Annotated in this window: 19 protein-coding genes; 11 read left to right on the top strand and 8 right to left on the bottom strand. The window is 55.9% G+C overall.

Going from position 1 to position 23,375, the window contains the following annotated elements; all coding sequences use genetic code 11:
• Window positions 1-120 precede the first annotated feature (120 nt).
• Window positions 121-5,736, bottom strand: coding sequence for a putative Ig domain-containing protein (locus ACM6IO_RS24260; protein WP_414912375.1), 5,616 nt, complete (start codon window positions 5,734-5,736; stop codon window positions 121-123).
• A gap of 395 nt (window positions 5,737-6,131) precedes the next feature.
• Here ACM6IO_RS24260 and ACM6IO_RS24255 point away from each other — a divergent pair, with 395 nt between their 5' ends.
• Window positions 6,132-6,740, top strand: a complete 609-nt coding sequence (locus ACM6IO_RS24255; protein ID WP_192227197.1) for a dTMP kinase — start codon at window positions 6,132-6,134, stop codon at window positions 6,738-6,740.
• A gap of 309 nt (window positions 6,741-7,049) precedes the next feature.
• On the opposite strand, the gene ACM6IO_RS24250 is transcribed toward ACM6IO_RS24255, so the two are convergent.
• On the bottom strand, window positions 7,050-7,949 hold the full coding sequence (locus ACM6IO_RS24250; RefSeq protein WP_414912374.1) for a DUF4238 domain-containing protein: 900 nt from the start codon (window positions 7,947-7,949) through the stop codon (window positions 7,050-7,052).
• Window positions 7,950-8,213: 264 nt separating this feature from the next.
• On the opposite strand from ACM6IO_RS24250, the gene ACM6IO_RS24245 reads away from it, so the two are divergent.
• Complete coding sequence (locus tag ACM6IO_RS24245; RefSeq protein WP_192227199.1) at window positions 8,214-8,492, top strand: hypothetical protein; 279 nt, start codon at window positions 8,214-8,216, stop codon at window positions 8,490-8,492.
• Window positions 8,493-9,063: 571 nt separating this feature from the next.
• Window positions 9,064-10,035 (top strand): hypothetical protein, encoded by a 972-nt coding sequence (locus tag ACM6IO_RS24240; protein WP_414912373.1) that lies wholly within the window; start codon window positions 9,064-9,066, stop codon window positions 10,033-10,035.
• Between the two features lie 126 nt (window positions 10,036-10,161).
• Here the strand turns inward: ACM6IO_RS24240 and ACM6IO_RS24235 are convergent, their stop codons facing one another.
• From ACM6IO_RS24235 to ACM6IO_RS24215, 5 genes are all read right to left on the bottom strand, one after another.
• The gene (locus tag ACM6IO_RS24235; protein WP_414912372.1) at window positions 10,162-11,610 is read right to left on the bottom strand and encodes a hypothetical protein; all 1,449 of its coding nucleotides are present in this window, start codon (window positions 11,608-11,610) and stop codon (window positions 10,162-10,164) included.
• A 226-nt stretch (window positions 11,611-11,836) separates the two neighbouring features.
• Entirely contained in the window at window positions 11,837-12,133 is a 297-nt protein-coding gene (locus tag ACM6IO_RS24230) for a hypothetical protein (RefSeq protein ID WP_414912371.1), read from the bottom strand.
• Window positions 12,134-12,144: 11 nt separating this feature from the next.
• On the bottom strand, window positions 12,145-13,398 hold the full coding sequence (locus tag ACM6IO_RS24225) for a tyrosine-type recombinase/integrase (RefSeq protein ID WP_414912370.1): 1,254 nt from the start codon (window positions 13,396-13,398) through the stop codon (window positions 12,145-12,147).
• Between the two features lie 220 nt (window positions 13,399-13,618).
• On the bottom strand, window positions 13,619-14,119 hold the full coding sequence (locus tag ACM6IO_RS24220; RefSeq protein ID WP_192227200.1) for a cupin domain-containing protein: 501 nt from the start codon (window positions 14,117-14,119) through the stop codon (window positions 13,619-13,621).
• A gap of 68 nt (window positions 14,120-14,187) precedes the next feature.
• A complete protein-coding gene (locus ACM6IO_RS24215) occupies window positions 14,188-14,694 on the bottom strand; it encodes a transporter suffix domain-containing protein (RefSeq protein ID WP_008041543.1) in 507 nt (168 codons plus the stop codon).
• A gap of 104 nt (window positions 14,695-14,798) precedes the next feature.
• Here ACM6IO_RS24215 and ACM6IO_RS24210 point away from each other — a divergent pair, with 104 nt between their 5' ends.
• From ACM6IO_RS24210 to ACM6IO_RS24200, 3 genes are read left to right on the top strand one after another with little or no spacing between them, the layout of a single operon-like run.
• The gene (locus ACM6IO_RS24210) at window positions 14,799-16,316 is read left to right on the top strand and encodes an efflux transporter outer membrane subunit (RefSeq protein WP_192227201.1); all 1,518 of its coding nucleotides are present in this window, start codon (window positions 14,799-14,801) and stop codon (window positions 16,314-16,316) included.
• Window positions 16,313-17,452: an HlyD family secretion protein gene (locus ACM6IO_RS24205; RefSeq protein WP_192227202.1), complete on the top strand. Its 1,140-nt coding sequence runs from the start codon at window positions 16,313-16,315 to the stop codon at window positions 17,450-17,452. Before ACM6IO_RS24210 ends, ACM6IO_RS24205 begins: the two co-directional genes overlap by 4 nt.
• The gene (locus ACM6IO_RS24200; protein WP_414912369.1) at window positions 17,442-18,467 is read left to right on the top strand and encodes a DUF2955 domain-containing protein; all 1,026 of its coding nucleotides are present in this window, start codon (window positions 17,442-17,444) and stop codon (window positions 18,465-18,467) included. The genes ACM6IO_RS24205 and ACM6IO_RS24200 overlap by 11 nt, the downstream gene beginning before the upstream one ends.
• On the opposite strand, the gene ACM6IO_RS24195 is transcribed toward ACM6IO_RS24200, so the two are convergent.
• Window positions 18,452-18,904: a YMGG-like glycine zipper-containing protein gene (locus ACM6IO_RS24195; RefSeq protein WP_008026410.1), complete on the bottom strand. Its 453-nt coding sequence runs from the start codon at window positions 18,902-18,904 to the stop codon at window positions 18,452-18,454. The two genes, ACM6IO_RS24200 and ACM6IO_RS24195, sit on opposite strands and share 16 nt — an antisense overlap.
• 276 nt (window positions 18,905-19,180) lie before the next feature.
• On the opposite strand from ACM6IO_RS24195, the gene ACM6IO_RS24190 reads away from it, so the two are divergent.
• The 5 genes from ACM6IO_RS24190 (at window position 19,181) to ACM6IO_RS24170 (ending at window position 23,355) form a co-directional block, all read left to right on the top strand.
• Window positions 19,181-19,957 (top strand): ABC transporter substrate-binding protein, encoded by a 777-nt coding sequence (locus ACM6IO_RS24190; RefSeq protein WP_414912368.1) that lies wholly within the window; start codon window positions 19,181-19,183, stop codon window positions 19,955-19,957.
• 91 nt (window positions 19,958-20,048) lie between these two features.
• Window positions 20,049-20,738 (top strand): ABC transporter permease, encoded by a 690-nt coding sequence (locus tag ACM6IO_RS24185; protein ID WP_008026412.1) that lies wholly within the window; start codon window positions 20,049-20,051, stop codon window positions 20,736-20,738.
• 13 nt (window positions 20,739-20,751) lie between these two features.
• Window positions 20,752-21,450, top strand: coding sequence for an ABC transporter permease (locus ACM6IO_RS24180; protein WP_008026413.1), 699 nt, complete (start codon window positions 20,752-20,754; stop codon window positions 21,448-21,450).
• A 9-nt stretch (window positions 21,451-21,459) separates the two neighbouring features.
• On the top strand, window positions 21,460-22,572 hold the full coding sequence (locus ACM6IO_RS24175) for a succinylglutamate desuccinylase/aspartoacylase family protein (protein ID WP_008026414.1): 1,113 nt from the start codon (window positions 21,460-21,462) through the stop codon (window positions 22,570-22,572).
• Between the two features lie 18 nt (window positions 22,573-22,590).
• Window positions 22,591-23,355: an ABC transporter ATP-binding protein gene (locus tag ACM6IO_RS24170; RefSeq protein WP_008026415.1), complete on the top strand. Its 765-nt coding sequence runs from the start codon at window positions 22,591-22,593 to the stop codon at window positions 23,353-23,355.
• The last annotated feature ends 20 nt before the right edge of the window (window positions 23,356-23,375 follow it).

Genomic DNA, 23,375 nt, shown 5'->3' with positions numbered 1-23,375 from the left:
TTTGATTTTCAGGCACCGAAAAAAACCTGCGGGAGGGAGCCTGCTCGCGATGACGGCGGTACGTTCAGCATGGAAGCTGATTGACCGACCGCTATCGCGAGCAGGCTCCCTCACATCAGGTCAGGCTGTGAAATCGCTGGCCTGCAGCTCCTTGACGCCCACCATCTCGAATTCGAACTCGGGGGTGACGTCGGCGTTGACGCTGCCGGAGAGGATGCCGTCGGCAAAGCGTAGTTGGCCAGTGGCGTTGGTGGGGTCGAAGGCGTTGCTGCCAATGAACATGAATGCGTCGACGGTGGCGGTCAGCGGGTTGGCGTCCAGGCTGGTGAAATCCAGATGATCACCCTCAGTGGTCTTGAAACCGCTAATCACATCGCGTAAAGCCCCGACGCCCATGTCCGACAGCGCTCCAAACGCGTAGGTGTCCGCGCCAGTGCCGCCGGTGAGGTTGTCGGTGCCTGCGCCGCCGATCAGTCGGTCATCGCCCGAACCACCCACCAGCGTGTCGTTACCGGCACCACCGTTCAGGATATTCGCGGCGCTGTTGCCCGACAGACTGTCGGCGTTGGCGCTTCCCGTCACGTTTTCAAGGAATTTCAAGGTGTCGAGCCCCGACCCCGCAGTGTTTTGTTGTGCGGACGTCGACAGGTTTACAGTAACGCCCGCCAGGGCCCGCTCGAAGGACACTGTGTCGTTGCCATCGCGTCCGTCCAGCACATTGTTGCCGGCACCGGCGAACAGCGTGTTGTCCAGCGCATTGCCTGTCCCATTGGCGGCTCCAGCGCTATCGACATACAGATTCTCGACGTTGCTGCCGAGGGTATATGCCGCCAGGCTGCTGTGTACGTTGTCGACCCCTCCAGGCACCGCATTGCTGTTGGTCTCGATCGCGGTGTCGTCGACATTGTCGACATAGTAGGTGTCGTCACCATCGCCACCGCTCATGCTGTCGGCCCCTGCGGCACCATCGAGCACGTTGTCGGCAGCATTGCCGGTGATGAAGTTACGCCGCTCATTGCCGGTGCCGTCGATTTCCGATACGCCGGTGAGCACCAGATTCTCGAGATTGGCGCCCAGCGTCCAGCTGACCGAGGCCTGCACGGTATCGATCTGCGCGGTCGAGGTGTTGGTTTCCTCCACACTGTCGAACGCGTTATCGACCACGTAGATGTCGTTGCCATCGCCACCGGTCATTGTGTCGGCGCCCAAGTCGCCATCCAGTGTGTCGTTGCCCGAGCTGCCCACCAAGGTGTCCGCTTGATCAGTGCCGGCAATCATCCCGCCCTGGTTCTGAGCGTTGTCGAAAATGGCCTGCACGCTGTTGTTGTCGGTGGGATCGCCCTGGAAGCCCAGGTCATTGGCAATGTAATCGGCCAGGCGTTGGCCAACGATTTCCGCTGATTCCTCGTGCAGGTGCCAGACGTCATCGGGATAGACCAGCGGATCGACTTCGTAGCGCAAGGGCAGGTCGGTGTAGTCCACCGCCAGCTTGACGTCGGCGCGCTCGGCGGCGATGGCCTCCTGGGTGGCGCGGACATAGCCAACCCCCGCAACGATTGAGGCAATCTTCTCTTCCGAATAACCACGGGCACGCGCAGCGTCCTGCTCGTAGTGACCGGTTTCCATCATGTACACGCTGAAGTTGCCGAACTGGGCATGCAGGTAATCAAACACATTCAGGGTCGCGGCCTTGTAGGCCGATGCTGCTGCGGCTTTGTCCGTGGAGCGGCCAATCTCCTGAGCGGCTTCCTCGCCCTGGCCCCAGATGATGCCCATGGTGACGTTATCGATGGATTTGAGTTCGGTGAGCTGGTCCTGCAGCAACGCCACGGCACGCAACAGTGCAGGCCCGGGTTGGTTAGTGTCGGTCAGCCACCAGCACAACTTGAGTTCCTCGGCGCCCAAGGTCGACAGGCCATTGACCGTGCTGCCACCCACCGCGATGTCGATGCCATTGCCATCGGCGTCGGTGAACTGGCTGCGCACGTCATAGGGGGTGTAGCGGTCCAGGTCTTTTACCAGCATCGAGGTGCCGGATTGATCGTCGTCCTCCGTCATGCGCAAAAGGCGCGCATTGGATTGGCCGAGAGTGGGCAGGTAGAGGATGTCTTGCTGGGCGCGCTCGCCGAACACGAAATCACTGGCGGTCAGGGTGTTGAGGTAGTTGCCGTTGAGGGCGATTTCAAAGCGATTGCCATCGGCGTCGGCCTCGGCGGATTTGATGTAGGTCTTGTCGCCGGCCGCGTTGAGAGTCATGTACAGCGTGCCATTGCTGCCATCGCCGAGGCCGAGAATACCCAGCGCTGAAACGTCGATCTTGTCGACGCCCGCGGTGAAGTCGTAGACCGTGTCGGTCGCCGTGACACCACCGGCGTCGTAGTCGCGGTAACTGTCGAGTACGTCGGTGTAGCGGAAGGCGTCGGCCCCGTCGCCGCCGTACAGCGAATCGCGTCCGCCGCCGCCGTCGACGATGTCCGCGCCTGTGCCGGCCTTGATGGTGTCGTTGCCACCGAGGCCGAGGATCAGGTCGGCGCCCGCCGTGCCGTTGAGGCTTTCGGCGTTGTTGCTGCCAGTGATGGTGTTGGCGGGCGCATCGGCCACCACCAGGGCGAAGCTGTCGCTGACCGACGCACCAGAAGGATCGGTGGCCTTGACCAGGACGTTGTAATTGCCCGACGCCGTGCTGATCGGCGTGCCGGAGAACGCCAGGCTGGTGGCGTTGAAACTCAGCCAGGCGGGCAGGGCGCTGCCGTCGGCGAGGGTCGCGGTGTAGGTCAGCACATCCTGGTTGGCGTCGGTGAAACTGTCGTGGGTGACGGTGTAGTTGAACGGCGAACTTTCGGTGGCGTTCTGGTCGAGAAGGGGGATGGCCACCACCGGCGCAACATTGCTGGGAGTGTTCTGGTCCGCGAAGACAAAATGATTGGCCGTCAGGCTGTTCACCAGGTTGCCCGCCAGCGACACTTCGAAACGGTTGCCATTGGCGTCGGCGGTGAGATCCTTGAGGTAGGTGCGGTTGCTCGAAGCGCTGTAGGTCACTTGCAGCGTGCCGTTCAGGCCATTGCCCAAGGCCGTGTAGCCGAGCGCCGAGACATCGATTTTGTCGGCGGTCACGTCGAAATCGAGGATCTGGTCACTGGCGCTGGTGGACGCGGTGCGGTAGCTGTCGAGTTTTGAGGTGTAGCGGAATACATCGGCGCCCGCGCCGCCGGTGAGTTTGTCCGCGCCGGTGCCGCCGACCAGGATATCGTTGCCGGCGCCGCCATTAAGGGTGTCGTTACCAGCGCCACCGAACAGTTGTTCGTTGGCAGCGGTGCCCGTCAGCGTGTCGTTGTTCGGTGTGCCATTGATCACAGTGGGTGCGGCGGGTACGTCCTGTACAGCCAGCGTAAAACTGTCGCTGACGGTTGCGTTGCTGCCATCGGATGCAGTGACCTTGATGGAGTAATTGCCCGATGCCGTGTCGTTGGGCGTGCCGCTGAAACTACGGGTAGCGGTGTCGAAGGTCAGCCAACCGGGCAGGGCGCTGCCATCGGCCAGTTGGGCGGTGTAGCTGAGGCTGTCGTTATCCGCATCGGTAAAACTGGTGGCCGGCACGACGTAGCTGAACGGGGTGTTTTCGGTGGCGCTCTGATCCAGCAACGCCGTTGCCACCACCGGCGCGTGGTTGACCGTTGGCGAAGTGGCAAAGACAAAATTGGCGCTGGTCAGCTTGTCGAGATAATTGCCGTCCAGCGCAACCTCGAAACGGTTGCCATTGGCGTCGGCGGTCAGGGTTTTGATGTAAGTCTTGGTACCGGCAGTGTTGAGCACCAGGTACACGGTGTTGTTTTTGCCGTCACCCAGGCCGGTGAAACCCATGGCCGAGAGATCGATCTTATCGGCGGCGATATTGAAGTCAGTGATCAGGTCGCCAAGGTTGGCGCCGCCGGTGTTGTAGTTGCGGTAACTGTCCAGGCGGTTGGAGAACACGAAGGTGTCCGCCCCGGCGCCACCGGTAAGGGTATCCATGCCGGCGCCGCCGTCAATGTTGTCGTCGCCTGCACCGCCGCTGAGGCTGTCGTTGCCCGCCAGACCGAGCAGGGTGTCAGCCGAATCGCTACCCACCAGCGAATCGCTGCCGCTGGTGCCGGTGACCACCCGATTGAAAATGAAGTTGCTGGCGGTAAGGGTGCTCGCCAGGTTGCCGGACAGAATCAACTCGAAGCGATTGCCGCTGACGTCGGCATCGTAGTCCTTGATGTAGGTGCGGTCGTTGCCGGCGCTGTAGCTGACCTGCAAGGTGCCACCACGGCCATTGCCCAGGCCGGTGAAACCGAGGCCAGCGAGGTCGATCTTGTCCTGGGTGACGTCGAAGTCGGTGATGGTGTCATCGAAGCTTGCGGTTGCGTTGCGGTAACTGTCGGACTGGGCGACGAAACGAAACGTATCGGCACCCGTGCCGCCGGTGAGTTTGTCGATGCCCGCACCGCCCACTAGAGTGTCGCCACCGGCCCCACCATTGATAGTGTCGTTTCCGGCTGCGCCATAGAAAATTTCGCTGGCCGCGCTGCCCAGCAGAGTGTCGTTGCCAGCCGTGCCCTGCACGGTAGTCATTGGCACCGTGGCGCTGACGTAACTGCCGTCACCATAGACCAGTGTGGCGCCTTTGCTGGTATGGCTGATGGTGTTGCCGATGATGGCGTTGCGATCGGTGCCGTCTTCATTGCGCTCTGCAACACCGTAGGTCGACAGGTTGCTGCCGCTGATGATATTGCCCTGGATTGTGTTGTCGCTGCCGTTGAAGTACTTGCCGGACACGCCCAGCGTGTCGTCGTAGGACTGGATGATGATTTCCGGTACGGGGGCGCCCAGAGAGTTGTTGTTGAGTGTGTTGTCGATGATCTCGACATGGTTACTGCCGTAGATGCGGATCCCGGCGCTGGCGTTGTCGTGAATATCGACACCACTGACGGTTACATCGCTGGACAGCTTGACCAGCACGCCTTCAGCGCCGTTGCCGTACACCTCGCCACCGGTGATGGTGATGTTGCTGGGGGAGGGGATGTCCTCGCTGCCGCGCTGCACCACGATGCCACTTCCGCCATTGTTGTAGGCAACGTTGTTGCTGAGGGTAAAGTCGTGGGTGCTGGTGACGACGTTGAAACCGTGGCGGTCATTGTCGTAGGCGACGTTGTTTTCGAAGGTGCTGTCGCTGAGAAAGTCCGCAACGAAGCCGTCCAGGCCATTGCCGTGGGACACACTGTTCTTGATGACCATGTTGACGGTCTGCTCGTGGGGGTCGAAACCGTACCCGGAGCAATCCTTGATCTCGACGCTGTCGAGGGTGACGTTGGAGTCGTAACCTTCCTGACCGGGAATGTAGCCATTGAACCAGCCGTCGATCTTGCCGGTGGTGTTGTCGCGGTTACCGTCGATAGTGAGGTTGCTGACGCCAAAGTCATGGGTTTCTTCGCCATAGGCCGAGCGGATGACCCCCGTGATTTTGGTGTCGGAGCCGTCAGCCACCTTAACGGTCGTATCGCCCATGCCGTCGCCGTACAGATAGACGTTGCTCTTGAGCATCAGGCAGCCGTCGGAGGGTTCCTCACCTCCCGAAACAATATATGTCCCGGTGGGCATATACACCTGCCCACCGCCTGCAGCGGCCGCCGCATCAATCGCACTTTGTATCGCTGCCGTGTCGTCTGTGATGCCATCTCCTTTGGCGCCATAATTTTGCACATTGAAAATCATTAGCTTATCTCCGTATCGGGTAAGAACCTCGCTAGACGCCAATATTCCATCGACGACCACCGTGTTAGGACCCAGCGGAGTGCAAAAGTTGTGACCGCATATCGGGAGAGTGTCAAAAATCAGGTTTTACTGATCTACGGTTGTGAAGTGTTTCAAAAAAGTAACGCTTTGTTGACGCTTGCACAGATTGCGAGCGATGCCTTTTGGGAGCGACTTGCTTGCGGTGTTCATAAGCGGCTGGCCCCCTGGATTCTGAGACCCGTTAGCCGGAAACCGGGTTAAAGTGTTCATCAATCTCTGTTCATAAGGACCCTCCACTCGATTCGCTAGTCGCGCCAAGCGGTTCCAGCGAACGAGCCGGGCCAAAAAACCGTATATCAATCGTTATGTGAAGAATGAATCGTTCGCTATTTGTTTCTCTAGATGGGCCCAAGGGAACCGGCAAAACCACACTGTTGGAGGCCGTTACGAAAGTACTGAGGGCAGACAACAAGAAGGTGATCCGACTTTGCGAGAAAAAAAGCGATCCCTTCAGGGGTGAAACAATGACCCTCGTTAACAAACTCGTCAGAAATTCCAGCAGGGATTTGGAGTTGGCGGTTTGTGAGCGCTTTGCTGATAGCCGTACCTGGATTTCCCGGCACGTGCTGGCTAAACAGCCACCAGACAGCATCATCTTGATCGATCGCTGGTACCCGTCAGATGCCGCGTTTCGCCGGACAGTCCCGTTTGCAGAGATTCTACAGTTGAACATTGATCGAAACGTGCGAGTGCCAGACCTGCATGTCGGGGTTGTCACCGCGCCTGATATTTCATGGGCGAGAGCAGCGGCACGACGGCGTGGACTGAGCAGTACTGTGATCCATAAGCTGGAAGAACATGTCGCTTGTACCGAGGCGTTCGAGCGAGCGATTGCAGATCACGGCTGGGTTTTATGCCGTAATGAAGGAACGATCGAAGACGCAACGATGCAGGTAGTTTCTGAGATCTATAGAGTCCTTTAGCCTCTATTAGATTTTGTTGCAGCGCCAAAGCTGCATCGACTGGACTATTAGCGGTCATTCGCCTGCTCAGCGGGACACGGACGGCCATTGCATGAGATCGGGGTAGAGCTGGGTGCTATCAAAAGTCGTCTAGAATAGAAACCGCACGTAAGGGTTCTGTGCGGGGCTCAGGGTTTCTGCCAGTCTCCCAGTGATTCCGGGAATTTGGTTGAAAACCTTGAACCCGCAGTTTAACTTCTGTTTAGAGGAGCTCGACTTAAGCTCTCTTGAGAGAACACTCGTCAACAAAAGTCATGCTGAATCGAGACTCTATTGATTGATATTGTAGATTTTGCGGCGAGCAACCTCGCCTTCATCAGAGAATGCTACCAGTGAATCCTCTGCTTTTCGCGAATTGAAGGCTTCAGGTTCAAACATTGGTAGTAAAGCTGACAATTCCTCAACTGAAGACCCCACGATAAATTCTCGGGCCAGCTTGGTTGTCATGGCATTTGTTTGCTCAAATAAACTCCGGGTGCCGCTTATGACTTCAAAGGACTGCTTGCCAGGTGTTTTCGGAGGGATGCCCACCATTAGAAGATTAGGCGCCAATGGTATTGTCAAAAGTTTGGTGTTGGTTCTGTGTAAGGTCATATCAAAAAGCGGCCTGTCGCCTATAATCAACTTTACTTCAGAGTTTATTAAAAAACTGAAGTCCCACCCTTCAAACTGAGAAATTTTTTTCTCATAGAGCGTTTTGAAATACTGCACAACCTCATAGCAAGCTTCGTTTGCAGTAAGGTCAGGTTTCAGCTTTAAGAACAGCTTTTCCTTTAACCCATACTCATAGCTGCTACGGAATCCGAGGGCGACTGCAGCACCAATCAACCCTGAAAACTCACCTTGGCTGATAGCTGAGTCTCCACTTCTGATTTTCTGGGTTACGCTGGCCAAATAGTTCTCTCCTTTAGAAAACCAGTCCTCCAACGACTCATCACGGTGACCGCCAGCATTCTCCCGATCATCCACCGGAACGTATCGCCAATCAGTGATTGCGAATCCGGCTTCTCTGCCCACATGCTTCCTCACCTCCGCGCTACTGCACGCAAGCAATAAGTGATGGGGATCACCTTCTTCATCAAGTAGCCAGTTTTTAAGAATGGCTTTGGGCACTGTATGATTGCGTCGCTTAGCAGGCTTACCAGCTTCGTTCGTTTTGATTACATCCATGTCATCACCTAAACTGAGTTAGAAGAATAATCGTCTATTATAAGCCACGAGATCATTCAGGCTACTTGAAAGATTTTCAAGTAGCGAACCAGTTGCGCGAGGTCGAGGGAAAAGCTCATAGTAATCAGCGCGGACCTTGCAGCCTACAGCTTAGATGCCTTCCTTGTATGCAGCGCTTGTGTTTTCGCCACTCCAAGTCGTCCCAACGGCTCCAGCGCCGGGGCGTAGGATATCAAAGTTTTCGTGACTCAAAAGGAAATTTGTATGATCACTAGAGAAGAAGTAGAAGTCGCCAAAGCTCTATGGGAAGAAGCTAGGATCACTCACGCACTGTCGATTTCAGGGCTTGGCCTATTAAAGCAAAACGCGACCGCAATAATTCATAGCGTTATCGCTTTAGGCTTCAGCCAGGTGGTAGCCGTTAAGGAGTTTGAGAAATACGAAGCTGCCCAACAAACGACGGTGAAAAGTAGCCTCGAAGCGATGAGCGCTCGCGAGGAAGAGTATGCCAAGGCTGACAGAGCTTACAAAGTTCAAAAGTAGAGTTCAGCGCCCATGCAAATCTTGGCAAGTTTCAGAATTTAGCAATCAGAACGTGCTAAAATTAAAAGTCGCAGCTTAATGAGTGCGGCTTTTTGGTATCTACTTACCTACAATTTCTGAGCAAGTCCAACAAGCCGAGGCGCTTGCAGTTGATTACGCCAGCTAGAATTTAATATTGATGTGGACTCACGCATATAACGCTGAAGAGCTTAATGCCGGAAACCCGATGACTTTTTAATTTCGCCTTGCTCGCACCTAAATCCAGAGCATCTGGCGAAGCGCCTACCCACCCTCTGGCAAAAAATTAAACCATCGAGACATTTCGCGAAACGAAATTAAAACCACATCAAGACCCGGCTAGCATAACAAAATTTAAAGGCAATATTATCCGCGAGCACTACCTGCGGGCATATAAATTTGTTATGATTTTAGCTGCAGGCCTTTACCCGGTCTAAAGTTTTTATTCATCAACTCTTATAAGGTGCATAGAGTGGCAGCGCAATGTATTTTCTGTGGGAACTCGCCAGAATCAAGGACAAAAGAGCACATTTATCCGCAGTGGCTGCTAAAAATGACTGGCTTCCACTCTAAGGACACGAGCGTTGGTACGAACTGGGTCACGGGGAAGGAGATTATCTTCCCCGGTAAGAATTACACATTTCCAGCGTGTGACACCTGCAACAATAACTTTAGCGGCTTAGAAGGACGAGTTAAAGGAATCATCGAACGACTGAGTGAGGACGAAAGCGTCACTGGAGAGGAACTGGAAATTTTGCTCGACTGGTTCGACAAATTAAGAGCTGGCACATGGCTCGGCGTTTCCTACATGAATAAGTCAGTATTTTCCTTGCCGCCAAATCACTACATAAATGAAAGGGTGGGAGTGAAAGATAGATACCTATCCATCACAAATACCTATCTTCCCGAAAAGACCCTTAAATGGTCAGGGGCTAATTCCTTGACATTCATGTCCAGCCCAACAGCGTTGATGGTAAGGGTCAACAATCTTGTATTCGTAAGCGCATCTACTGACTTCCTTGTAGCTCACTCTGTTGGCTTTCCTTACCCTGAGTTCGAAGCAGTGTTCCCAGGCACCAACATTGCTAACTGGGGCATAACCCAAGGTACTCAGAAAATTTTGCCCAACTGTTTTGATCGTACTTCATATAGCCCGTCCTATACTTTGAGGCAGCCGATATTTAAAGGAGGAGTTGAGAGCAATCCAGCGCTTTATGACACCCCCTACATAATCGATCACTCGCATAACGTGAACGCAGGAACTGGCAAAGTTTTCCTTCAAAAGGATAATGTCACGAGCGTCCTAAGCAGGGATGCTGAAGTAAATTTCGCCATGGAGCATGCAAAATCGATTTTCGGCCATGTGTTTGTAGTTAGGCCAATCTTAGAGCTCCAAATGGAAATGCTGACGAGTAGGTTCAGAAGATTGAGATTCGTAAGCGAAGCTGAAAAGCAGAAGCAAATCTCAGCTGCGCAGGAAATAGTCGAATATACCAAAGAGCAAATACGCCAATACCGATACTGAAATGAGCTCACCAACGCTGGGATTCCGATGGTATAGGATTTCCAGCATCCTTGACGGGGGAGGATGATCATGCGGGTCTATTTCAGCACAGGCCAGGCGGCCTGTGCCGACTTGATCTGAGAGTCCCTAGGATTTAATAGTTTGAGACGTATCCGCTTCCTCTTGATGGGGGGATTTGTTCTCAGAAAGGTTCATGTTGAAAATGAACTCCTTTTCCTCTGGATCGGAAAAGTCCTGGAAACTCCATCCTTGAACAGCGTTAAATAGACAGAAATCCCAATAGTGCTTGAATTCTTCGTCAGTAATGAAGTTGGCCTCTGCCTCATCAAAGGAAGGGATGATGAAGATCATTTTTTGGAAAGTAAATTGAAGCTCCCCGATCGCTAAAGGCAACGTTTTGTCGTTACTAATTCGGCGATAGATTATCAGTTCAGCCGCTTTTGAAAAGCTTGCATAGGATCTCAAAATTGCTATTTTCGGAAGGGCTGTCACTTTGCGACTACCGGAGACCCATTCCAAAGTTTTTTCGAAGCCAACTAAATTTTCCGTTTCAATAACGCTCAGTGCAAACTTTACGAGTGCTTTGTATACTTCTTGAGGACTGAGCTTCTCTTTGAACTTAAGTGGAATGCTGGTCGGCGGTCGGTCTTGAGGTGCTTCCTCGCCATCTGGCAGTGTATAGCTGATAGCAAAATCAAGAGCTAAGATCTGCCTAGAAAGTTCGTGCGGATCTAAACCTATAGTTTCAGGCGCCTCAGTTGAGGGGGCATTGACTGCGGCAAGAATTGTTTCTTTCCGGTCCTTAGATAAGTAAGTTATTTGGAAGTTTTCACCCTTGATTGACGACACTTTGTTATCTTTGCTCTTGACTTTGAAGAAAGTCCCCAGGCACCTCAAATAAGTATAAATGTGCCTTTCACACGTCTCGGAAAAATATTTGTTACAAGCGTCGCACTCCTCATGCAGGATAAGAGTTTTGTTCCCTAGAGCCTCCGATATCGCGTGAGCTTCTTGTTTAAATGTTGTTTTGGCTTCTTGGGTCGGATCGCTGTGAGGATGCACTCGGGTGTTCTTGCAGAATCGGCAAATGCGTTTTTTCTTCGAGCGCTCGCCAATCCAGGTTTTCTTTTCTGGGATTTTACCGTCGAGTTCATAGTGCTCGAAGAAATACCCCATATTTTTATCAAACACATTTAGAGCTTTATCTACATTTTGCCCGGCATCTGCAGCCATTAGCTCAACGGTCATCAATACCTTTTCTTGATTGGTAAGCCTTGACTTGTAGGGTATATAGAAAAAATGCTCTCCGTCGGGTATTTTTTCAACGAAAGACTTAATTTTATTGATTCTCGGGTCAGGCCCTTTATAAATATCAACAAAAATTTCAATTCTTTTTCTAAGTGCAGCGGACGAGGTTTGTCTGCATGATATGGCAATCTGACGATTGAGGGGGTCCAAAGACGTGGCAAAGCACAACGAGATATCGCGCTCAAATTCCCCTGTGCCATCTTCGCTATCTGCGCGCCAAAATAGCTCGTGATTTCCACGGAATAAAATAAATTGGTGAAATTTCATAGAGTCCTTTATTTCTGTGCGGCTAACTATTTGGTTTCTGGATTTGGTTTGTTGGCGAACCGTTCAGCACAATATTTGGTAGTTGCTCGTGGCGTCAGAATAGGAGCTTGAGGCGCGCCCTTTAAAATTTTCCTGAATAGTAATTCATCGAGGGCTTGACATTTAACTTTAGTCGAGCCTCAGTGACCTGTGCTAAATTTAGATATTTATCTATACTAGTTGGAGATCAGGTGAGCCTCAATCCGGATGCTTTGAATGCCGTCACCGGTGCGTACTTTTCGAGTGCATATGCAACGAACGCTTTGGCGATTTGCATGATGTCAGGATTCAGATGGAGCGCAGCCCAATCGATTGTCATTGCGAGCCCACCGTCGTACCACGTCCACGCCGGCAGACGTGTATCGACGTACTTTGGCTGATCATTAGTGCGAGTTCGAATCGCAACCTGAGCCGGCCCCTTGAACACGTAGGCTGGCAAAGAGGAGGAGGGTGACGCGTGTTCTTGATCAGCTGATATGGTCACGGCGAACCTCCTTAACAGTCAAGTCGGCTCCGGGCTGTCGAGGCTCGCTGGGCGTTGTGGAGGTTGGCCGACTCGGCTAAATAACGACTTGCATAACGACGTGGCATCGTCGAAGTCTCAGACCAACCGCAGACTCGTCGGAGTTCGTCAGTGGCCCGCTCGAGGTCATACCCATGCTTTTCGACCAGGTAAGCCAAAAACCGGTCTGCAAAGGTGTGGCGAAAGTCATGCGCAGAAAGTGTAGGCAACAACCCTGGATCAGCCAATTCAATGGTCAGAAACAGCCGATCTAGGACGTTAGACAACGCGCGGATCGACAACGGGAGGCCTCGGTCAGAGATGAACAAATATCGGTACTGCAATTTCATCGGTTTTCCGTCACGCACTGGGCGTCGCTCGCTCTGAATATAGCGCTCGTAGACCTCATACAACTGTGTCGAGATACCTACGGTCCGCCCGTGTGTTTTCAGTGCAGGCTCTTCAGCGCGCGGATCTCCGGGGTCATGTTCGCGGTCATTGATGCTGAGATAAGCTTGCTGAGAACCCTGATTGATATCGGTGGTGTAGAGCTTCAGAAGCTCTCCGCGGCGGATACCAGTCTCCAGCAGCAATTCAATCATTAGCCAATTGCGCAACTGCAGTCGTTCCGGAAACGGATTCTCCGCAGCGCCCGGGACAATGAATGTGCGAATGATCTGGAGTTGCGTATCTGTCAGGCTGCGGTAACGAGTGCGGCCGGGACGAACATAGATGATATGGCTCTCAAAGCGCCGCTCAATGACGTCGGCGACATCTGCAAATACAACTTCGATGTTAGCCAGGGTGGTTGAGTTCTGACGGGCGCGCGGAATGTAACGGGTGACGCACCAGGACAGGTATTGCTTCAGCAACCGCAGGTACTGGTCACGGGTACGCGGATCGATCTGCGGCAAAGGTGTCGTTTCAGCTTTGACGATACGGGCGACCAGGTTGTCGGCTAGACGGCCGCTTTGGAGCGAGATGGCGTAACCGTCCAGTAAAGCCAGAATCGCCTCGAAGTGGCAGGCCAAGATGGCCTCATCGATATCCAGATCTCGGCTTTTGACATAGCTATAGAAAGCCTGGATCGCTCGCAGATGCGCTGCCGCCGTATTGTAAGCGCGGTGCCTGAGTTTGAGTTGGACGTAGATGAACGGAACGAGTATGGGCAACGGAGCCGCATTACCAGCTTGCACGAGCAGCGGTACACGCTGACCTGAAGAGAAGCGACCTTGAATCAGCTTCATCGGCAGCCACCTCATTCAATGGTTCACCATGAACACAAAGGATATGGCCCGTTTAAAGAGTGGACGTCAGAAGTGGGTTTGTCGAATCAGTGCCTTACGAGGCTCATGAACATTTCTAACATGGCCTCTGGTTTAACATAATATACATTACACGTAACAATGTGTTTCGAGATCAGCCCGGTTGCACGCAGATTTTGAAGCACCGATTCCCCCTCGATCCTCAATCTCTCGTCAGTTGCTCAATCAGCGCTCCATGCTCTGGAAATTCTTCGCTGAGCTTTTTCCTGTCGCCCATTTCCATGTCCGCAAAATGAAACTCTGGTGTTACCGCTTCACTGATCAAACCGAATCCCGTCGATCCCTTCATCAACCGCGAAGCTTTCCAGATGCCGCCTGGTACAAGCAGCTGCAAACATTCTCCGGCCAAAACGTCGCTGCCCATCACGACAGTTTTTAATGTGCCGTCCGGGAAAATCAGGCTGTACTCAATGGCGTCGCCCAGGTGGTAGTAATGCATGATGTCGGATCGGTTCAGGTGAAACTGGCCGACGGGCGAATCTGTGGTCAACAGGTAATAGATGGAGCTCATCGTGTAACGTGGACCACCAATCGTCTCGACCAAAGGCTGTTGATCAGCCTGATAGGTTCTTCGGTAGTAGCCACCTTCGAGATGTGGTTCAAGGTTAAGCGCGGTCACGAGTGCTTCACTGTTTAGCTGCAATGGCTGCTCCGAATGCCATGATGGCAAATAGCTATACTAAATAGCCCTTTAGTTAAGTTAATCAATAATCACACTGCACTGGTGTTCACCACTCGCGCGGTTCGAATGAACAATGCGCGCACTTTTTCCCAGAAGTTTCCCCCCAGTACAAAAAAGCTGCCGATCAACATCAAGTCGCCCAACGCCTGGAGCTGCCAGATGTTGGGCCTGAGTCCGGGCCAGATACTGTCTACATAGGGTTCCAGAAATGCCGAAATCAGCGGCAGGCAAAACATCACGACACCGATCCAATGACGCCATGGCCCAACTTCGGTGTCGGTTGCTGGTGCCAGTTTAGACACGTAGCCAAATACAGTGCTTTTAAGCTGCTGAAACCCCGCCTTGCCCATGACAGCAATGACGATAATCAACAGCACTTTGTTACTGATAAACAGGACGCCGGTCAGCGCGGCGATCTTGGAACCCGGCATGTCGGTTGCCGCCATGATCGGCACCAACAGCCAGGAGCCGAGCATCAGACAAATGATCGCGATGCCCAGTTTGAATCGCCATCCAGCGGTATGGGGTGCATTCATGGCTGTCGTACCTGTTAAAAGGGTCAGATGTTTGGACAGCTTAGCAGTCAGTTGATCATTTGGACGTCTATGCTCCTGTGAACTTCCTTGGCTGGAAAACATGCATGCATCTGACGCGATCGGGACAACTGTTGCTGCTGGGTGTGCTCGGCTTGAGTGGCTGCGTACGTCTGGGGCCGGATTTTCAGTCGCCGAAGCCCACCTGGATCGAGCACTGGAGCTCCCCTGCCCTTGAGCAATCCAGTCAACGCAGCCTGAACCCGGATTTGCGTCAGTGGTGGCAAGTCTTCGGTGATCCCGTCCTCGATCGTCTGATTGCCGAAGCGGATACGAACAATTCGGATCTGAAAATCGCTGGTCTACGGGTCATGGAGGCTCGTGCGCAATTGGGGATTGCCCAAAGCGGACGCTATCCGCAACTGCAGCAAGCCAGCGCCGACAGTCTGTACTTCAACCGCCGACAATCCGGCGGGAACAATCCTCAGGACAGCCATTTCTGGCAGCACAGTGCCGGGTTCGACATTGGCTGGGAGCTGGACTTCTGGGGGCGTTTCAGCCGAGCGATCGAGTCGGCCGATGCCAGTTACTTCGCCGCCCATGCCAACTATGAAGACGTGCTCGTGCTGCTGCGCGCGCAGCTGGCGGATACGTACTTCTTGTTGCGCACCACCGAGGCACGCTTGCGGGTTGCAAGGGAAAACGCCAAACAGCAAAAGCGTAATTTCGAGATCACCGAAAAGCTGTTCAACAGCGGCCAACAAGCCGAACTCGACTTGCAGCAAGCCAGGACACAATACCTGGGCACCCTGAGCACCATCCCCAGCTTCGAGGATCAGTTGCTGCGCACGCGCAATGCGTTGGCGGTGTTGATTGGCCAGCCGCCCGGTGCGCTACCGCAACTCATCGACAATGAAGGACTGATCCCGCTGGTCGACCGCGCCGTGCTGCAGGACGTCCCGGCCAATCTGCTGCTGCGACGCCCCGATGTACGCGCTGCTGAACTGAATGTCGCGGCCCAGTCGGCCTTGATCGGTGTGGCCGAAAGCGATTTCTACCCGTCGCTGACCTTATTGGGCAGCATCGTCTGGTCGGCCGACACGCTCAATGGCACCTCGAGAAGTCTGGACCTGATCGGTGGCCCCAGCCTGCGCTGGAACCTGTTCGACCATGGCCAGATAAGCAACAACGTGCGCGTGCAGGATGCGCGGTTGCAGCAGTTGATCGAGGCTTACCGCGACAAGGTTCGCCAGGCGGCTCGCGAGGCAGATGACGCCGCCAATGGGCTGATCAAATCCCTGGAGCGCGAAAGCATCCTGCGTGAGGCTGAAGTCGCCGCCAAACGTTCGTTGGTGCTGGCGAGCGCCCAGTATCGCGAAGGCTATTCCGACTTTCAGCGGGTGCTGGACGCGCAACGTGCATTGCTGGAGCAACAGGACAATTACCTGGTCAGCCGCAGCAATGCCGTGAGCAATGTGATCGCGCTGTATAAGGCGCTGGGCGGCGGTTGGTACAGCGCCCAGCCGATCGTTGATCCGGCCACCCGCCAGGACATGAAAAAACGCACGGACTGGGGCGATTTACTGGATGAGCCCGCAGCCGCCAAAAAAGGTAACGGACCATGAGTGATGCCGCGCAACCCTCCCCTGAGGCGCCCTCCTCCAAGGCGCCTGAACCGCCTGCCGACCCGGCGAAAAAAGGGCTCAAGTGGGTGCTGCTGTTGATCCTCCTGAGCCTGGCCTGGTATCTGTTGGCCGACCGATACACGCCTTATACGCAACAGGCTCGGGTCGGTGCCTTTGTCATTCCGGTGGCCGCGGAAGTGGCCGGTCGGGTCATTCGCGTCAACGTGCGCAACAATCAGGACGTGAAGGCGGGAGACGTGCTGTTCGAGGTCGATCCTCAGCCTTATCAGATCGCCGTCGATCGTGCGCGCGCAGACCTTGAGTCGACACGTCGCCAGATCGGCGCCAGTACCGCCGGCATTGCCTCGGCCCAGGCCAATTTGCGCGCTGCACAAGCCAACGAACTCAAGGCTCGCCAGGACAATCAGCGCCTTGAAGGTTTGTACCGCGATGACCCCGGGACCATTTCCGTGCGCCTGCTCGAAGTGTCTCGGGCCAACCGCGAACAAGCGGTCAGCCAAGTCGCCGCTGCGCGTGCCGAAGTCCAGCGCGCGCGTGAGCAGGAAGGTGGCAGCGAGGAAGAGAACGCCTTGCTGCGCAGCGCAGCCACCGCGTTGTCGAAAGCCGAACTGGATCTGGCCAATACGCAGATTCGTGCGCGTTCGGCCGGTTTGATCACCGACTTGCGCACTGACGCCGGGCAGTTCGCTGCCGTTGGCACTCCGGTGATGACGCTGATCGCGATCCACGATGTCTGGATCAGCGCAGACATGACCGAAAACAACCTCGGTCGGGTCCGGGTCGATACGCCGGTGGCAATCGTTCTGGATGCGCTGCCGGGCGAGGTGTTCGACGGGCGCGTGCGCAGTGTCGGTTACGGCGTCAGTGTCGGTCAGACGCCGCCGCCCGGTACGTTGCCCACTGTGCAAAACAGCCGTGACTGGCTGCGCCCGGCGCAACGCTTTCCGGTGATCATCGAGTTTTCCGAAGACTCGATGGCCAAACTGCAAGACAGTCGCGCCATTCGTACCGGCGGTCAGGCTGAAGTCATGGCGTTCCCCACCGAGGGCAATCCGTTGAATCCACTCGGCCGCTTGTTTGTGGGCCTGATGAGCTGGCTGTCGTATGCCTACTGAGCGCACGCCCCGGGAGCAGCGCGCATTGCGCCTGGCCACCGGCACCGCGATGTGCCTGGCAGCCAGTTTCGGTTTGGGATTGCCGATTCCGTTCATCGCGCCGGTGCTGGCTCTGTTGCTGCTCGCCAGCGTCAATCGTGCGCTGCCGTTTAAGGCTGGACTGGCGCTCGCGCTGATCGCAATGTTGACCACCGGCGTCGGCCTGTTGCTGATTCCGATCCTGCGTTATTACCCGGTCAGCGGCGTGCTGTTGATCGGCGTGTGCCTGTTTCTGGTGTTTCGTTTTGGACTGCGCGGCGGCAACAATTTGATCGTCACTTTCCTGGTGATCGGCCTGACCATGATTTCCTCGGCCGGCGTTGCCGAGTTCGACCTCGCAGCGACGGTCATCGGGGCGCTGGTCAAAGGATTGATGCTGGCCGTGATGGTGGTCGGGCTGAGTCATTGGCTGTTTCCTGAACCTGCCAACGCACCGTCGCCGCCGGTCGCGCCGCCGATGCCGGCCGAAGAAGTCAGCCGCGTGGCGCTGCGTGCAACCCTGATTGTGCTGCCGGCGTTTTTACTGGCATTGATCGATCCGGCAAGCTATCTGCCGATCATCCTGAAGGCGGTCGGCCTGGGTCAGCAGAGTTCCACCACAGCCCGCAACGCCGGTCGCGAACTGGTCGGTTCGACCCTGCTCGCCGGTGTGCTGGCGGTGCTGTTCTGGAGTGCACTCAGCCTGTTTGTGCACCTCTGGATGTTTTTTCTGTGGATGCTGCTGTTCGGTTTGATCATTGCGCGCAAGCTCTACGCGTTGAGCCCTACCCGCTTGAGCCCTGGGTTCTGGCTCAACAGCCTGATCACGATGATCATTCTGCTGGGCCAGTCGGTGCAGGACAGCATCGCAGGCAAGGACGTCTACACCGCGTTCGCCGTGCGCATGGGACTGTTCATTCTGGTGACGCTGTATGCCTGCCTGATGGTGTATCTGCTGGATCAGCGGCCGCCAAAACACGCTCAGGGATTGACCTGATACCCCTTCCCTTGCAGGCAACTGGTATAGGCCGTCGAGCTGGTCGAAGCGGCGGTTTTCTGCTGCGCCCGGCGCTCCTGGCGTTGACGCGAGCCACCGACCACCGCGCCTGCCGCTGCCGTCTCTTTGGCGCGATTCTGCCGATAATCCTGCTTTACATCGTCATCGACGCGGTCATAAAACTCGTCGTGCTGGCGCCCGCGAACCTGAGCTCCAGCGGCTCCTGCAGCGGCACCGACCGCCGCGCCTTTCAGGCGGCCACCGGATGTTGGCTGCGTCGATGAACTCTGACTGGCGGCCACGTTGTGGCACTCATTGATGTCCAGCTGTGTTTGTTGCGAGTTCTGCCCTTTCATCGGCACAACCGTTTCGGCCCGACTCTGAGTAGCGACAACCGACAGCGCGAGACACAGGCCAATGCAAGACAACCTGTTCATGAAAACCTCCTGGCATTTTTCTCAGCCATCAAGAGTGTAGATCACCCCCGCTCCCCCTCCTCCGACGGGTGACTGACGGCCCTCACTACACAGCGGTTTCGGAGTCATGCACGCCGAGGATTTGTGCGCCCCGTACTGATATGTTTATTTTCACACAGTTGCAAAATGAAATAAAACGTGTCAATTATAGCCGCACACATTTCAGGGACTGCGACATCGCCAGATCGGACGGCTTCTACCCGGACCACCCAAACGCCCCTTCAAGGAGTCAACAAAATGAACAAAAGAGCACTTCTAGGCGCCATGGCACTGTGCGCAACAAGCTTCCTGGCGCATGCCGACGAAGACAGCCTGCGTATCGGTATCGAAGCCGCTTACCCTCCCTTCTCCTTCAAGACACCGGAGGGCAACGTCAGCGGTTTCGACTACGACATCGGCAATGCCCTGTGCGAAGAAATGAAGATCAAATGCGAGTGGGTCATCCAGGAGTTCGACGGCATGATCCCGTCACTCAAAGTGCGCAAGATCGACGCCGTGCTGTCGTCGATGTCGATTACCGAAGACCGGATGAAGTCGGTCGACTTCAGCAAAAAGTACTACCACACGCCGGGCAAGTTCGCGATGAAGGCCGGCAACGTGATCAACGACCCGCTGATTGATCTCAAAGGCAAGAAAGTCGGCGTGCAACGCGCCTCGACTTACGACCGTTTCGCCACCGAACAACTGGCGGAACGCGGGATCGAGGTGGTGCGCTATTCCTCGCAGAATGAAGCGTTCCTGGACCTGGCATCGGGCCGTCTGGACGCGACGCTGGCCGACATCGTCAACACCAACGAAAGCTTTATCAAAACCGCGGCAGGCAAGGATTTCGCCCTGGTGGGGCCGGACATCAACGACCCGAAATATTTCGGCCGGGGCGCCGGGATCGCGGTGCGTAAAGGTGACAGTGTCAACGTTGCCCGCCTGAGTGCCGCCATTGACGCTATCCGCGAAAATGGCAAGTACCAGCAAGTGATGAGCAAGTACTTCGCGTTCGATATCTACGGCGAATAAGCCTTCACCGCCACTCTGGCGCCGGCCCCCGGGCAGGCGTCGCTTTGGGCTTGTTTGCGCGCCTCACCGCGCTCGCTTGAGGAACTTCATCATGCTTCACGGCTACGGATCGAGCATTCTCGATGGCGCCTGGCTGACCGTTAACCTGGCCCTGACTTCCATGGCCATGGCGATAGCATTGGGTCTGCTGGGAGCGGCCTTTCGTTTGTCGCCACTGAAATGGCTGGCGATGCTGGGCGAAAGTTATACCACCCTGATTCGGGGCATTCCCGACCTGGTGTTGATCCTGCTGATTTTCTACGGCGGCCAGGATCTGGTGAACCGCGTCGCTCTTGCGCTCGGTTACACCCGCTATATCGATATCAATCCCTTTATCGCCGGTGTCTGCACCATGGGTTTCATTTTTGGTGCCTACCTGTCGGAAACCTTTCGCGGCGCCTTTATGGCGATCCCTAAAGGCCAGGCCGAGGCTGGTGCCGCTTATGGCATGAGGGGCGCGCAGGTGTTCTGGCGAATTCTGGTGCCGCAGATGATTCGTTTCGCCCTTCCCGGCTTCACCAACAACTGGCTGGTGCTGACCAAATCCACCGCGCTGATCTCGGTCATCGGCTTGCAGGACATGATGTTCAAAGCCAAGAACGCTGCGGACGCCACCCACCAGCCGTTTACCTTTTTCCTCGCAGTAGCGGCGCTCTATCTGATGCTGACCAGCCTGTCATTGCTGGTGCTGCGCTATCTGGAAAAACACTACTCGGTCGGCATCAAAGCCGCCGAACTGTGAGGGGGAGCAACCAATGATGCTCGACTACAACCTGATCTGGGAAAACCTGCCGCTGTATTTCAACGGCATCCTGGTGACGCTGAAAGTGCTGCTGATTTCCCTGGCCTTCGGCCTGGTCCTGGCCGTTCCGCTGGCGCTGATGCGGGTGTCTCGGTCGCCGCTGATCAACTTTCCGGCCTGGCTTTACACCTACGTGATCCGCGGCACGCCCATGCTGGTGCAGTTGTTCCTGATCTATTACGGCCTGGCGCAATTCGAGTCGGTACGCCAAAGCGCGCTCTGGCCCTACCTGTCCAGTGCCACCTTTTGCGCGTGCCTGGCCTTCGCGATCAACACCAGTGCCTACAGCGCGGAGTTACTGGCCGGCAGTTTGAAGGCCACGGCTCACGGCGAGATCGAAGCGGCCAAAGCCATGGGCATGTCGCGCGTGACCTTGTACCGCCGCATTCTGCTGCCGTCGGCCTTGCGCCGGGCGCTGCCGCAGTACAGCAACGAAGTGCTGATGATGCTGCAAACCACCAGCCTGGCGTCGATCGTCACGCTGGTGGATATCACCGGGGCCGCGCGAACAGTCAGTTCGCGGTTCTACCTGCCGTTCGAGGCGTTCATCACTGCCGGCCTTATCTACCTGGCCCTGACCTTCATCCTGGTTCGTCTGTTCAAGTTGGCCGAGCGCCGCTGGCTGGCATACCTGGCACCGCGCAAGCATTAAGGAGCTGTTATGGAGCACATTGAATACCTGTTGCCGTGGAGTGCTTCGGGCACCGAGCGGCGCCTGTCACTGTTTCGCTTTGGCAGCGGGCCGCGCAAGGCTTACATCCAGGCCTCCCTGCATGCCGACGAGTTGCCGGGGATGCGCGTGGCGGTGGAACTCAAACGTCGTCTGCGAGTACTGGAAGAGCAAGGTCGCCTGAACGGGGTCGTCGAGTTGGTGCCGATGTCCAACCCCATCGGCATCGCCCAGATGTTCCAGGCCACCCATCAAGGTCGCTTCGAGTTCTCCAGCGGCAAGAATTTCAATCGTGATTTCCCCGAGCTGACCGAAGCCGTAGCCGCATTGGTGAAAGGCCAACTGGGCGCCGACGCAGACGTCAACACCGCGCTGATCCGTCGCGCCATGGCCGATGTCCTCGCCGACATACCACCAGCCACTTCGGAACTGGATGGCCTGCGTCGCCTGCTGTTGCAGCATGCGTGTGACGCCGACGTGGTGCTGGACCTGCACTGCGACTTCGAGTCGATCATGCTGCTTTATGCCATGCCGCAACACTGGCCACGCTTGCGCTCATTGGCCGCACGCCTGGGCGCCGGTGCCGCCCTGCTGGCCGAAGATGCTGGCGGCAGCGCCTTCGATGAAGCCTGTGCGATCCCTTGGTTACGCCTGGCCGAGCTGTTTCCCGAAGCGGCTATCCCGATGGCGTGCGTGGCCACGACCATCGAATTGCGTGGCATGGCCGACACCGAGCGCGAGCAATGTGTCGACAGCGCGGAGGCCATTCTCGGCTATCTCGCCGAACAAGGCCTGATCAGCGGTGACTGGCCCCAGGCCCCGATATCCGCTTGTGAAGCAACGCCATTCGCCGGGACGCAATACGCCTACGCGCCGCACCCTGGTGTGGTGAGTTTCCTGCAACCGCTGGGCGCCCGGGTCAAGGTTGGCGATCCACTGTTTGAAGTGCTTGACCCGCTGAACGATCGCCACAGCATCGTGCGCGCCAGCACCGACGGCATCCTTTATGCTCGCGAACGTCTGCGTTTTGCCCAGCCCGGTTTGTGGCTGGCCAAAGTCGCCGGCACCCGCCTGATTCGCCAGGGCCGCTTACTCAGCGACTGACACCAGAGAGTGAACAGAATGTACAAACTTGAAATCCAGAACCTGCACAAAAGCTACGGCACCCACGAAGTGCTCAAGGGCGTATCCCTGGAAGCGAAAGCGGGCGACGTCATCAGCATCATCGGTTCCAGCGGCTCAGGCAAAAGCACCTTCCTGCGCTGCATCAACCTGCTGGAACAGCCGAACGCGGGCAATATCGTGCTCAATGGCGAGCAGCTCAAACTGGTGAACAACAAACTCGGTGGCCTGAAGGCTGCCGAACCCCGGCAGTTGCAGCGCATGCGTTCGCGACTGTCGATGGTGTTTCAGCACTTCAATCTCTGGTCGCACATGAGTGCCCTTGAAAACGTCATGGAAGCCCCGGTGCATGTGCAGGGGCTGGGCAAGAAAGAAGCGCGGGAAAAGGCCGAGCATTACTTGAACAAAGTCGGCGTGGCGCACCGCATGAACGCGTGGCCGGCGCATATGTCCGGTGGCGAGCAGCAGCGCGTGGCGATCGCACGTGCGTTGGCCATGGAACCGGAAGTGATGCTGTTCGATGAACCGACGTCGGCACTCGACCCCGAGCTGGTCGGCGAAGTGCTGAAGGTCATGCAGGATCTCGCTCAGGAAGGCCGCACCATGGTGGTGGTGACCCACGAAATGGGGTTTGCCCGGGAAGTCTCCAATCAACTGGTGTTCCTGCATAAGGGCTTGGTCGAAGAGCGCGGTGACCCACGTGAGGTGCTGGTAAAACCACAGTCCGAACGGCTGCAACAGTTTTTGGCCGGCAGCTTGAAGTAATCCGCGCGTTTGCATCACCG

This window comes from Pseudomonas sp. IT-P44, from assembly GCF_949768225.1.
Taxonomy (GTDB): Bacteria; Pseudomonadota; Gammaproteobacteria; order Pseudomonadales; family Pseudomonadaceae; genus Aquipseudomonas; species Aquipseudomonas migulae.
This window is presented reverse-complemented; position numbering and strand designations above follow the sequence as displayed.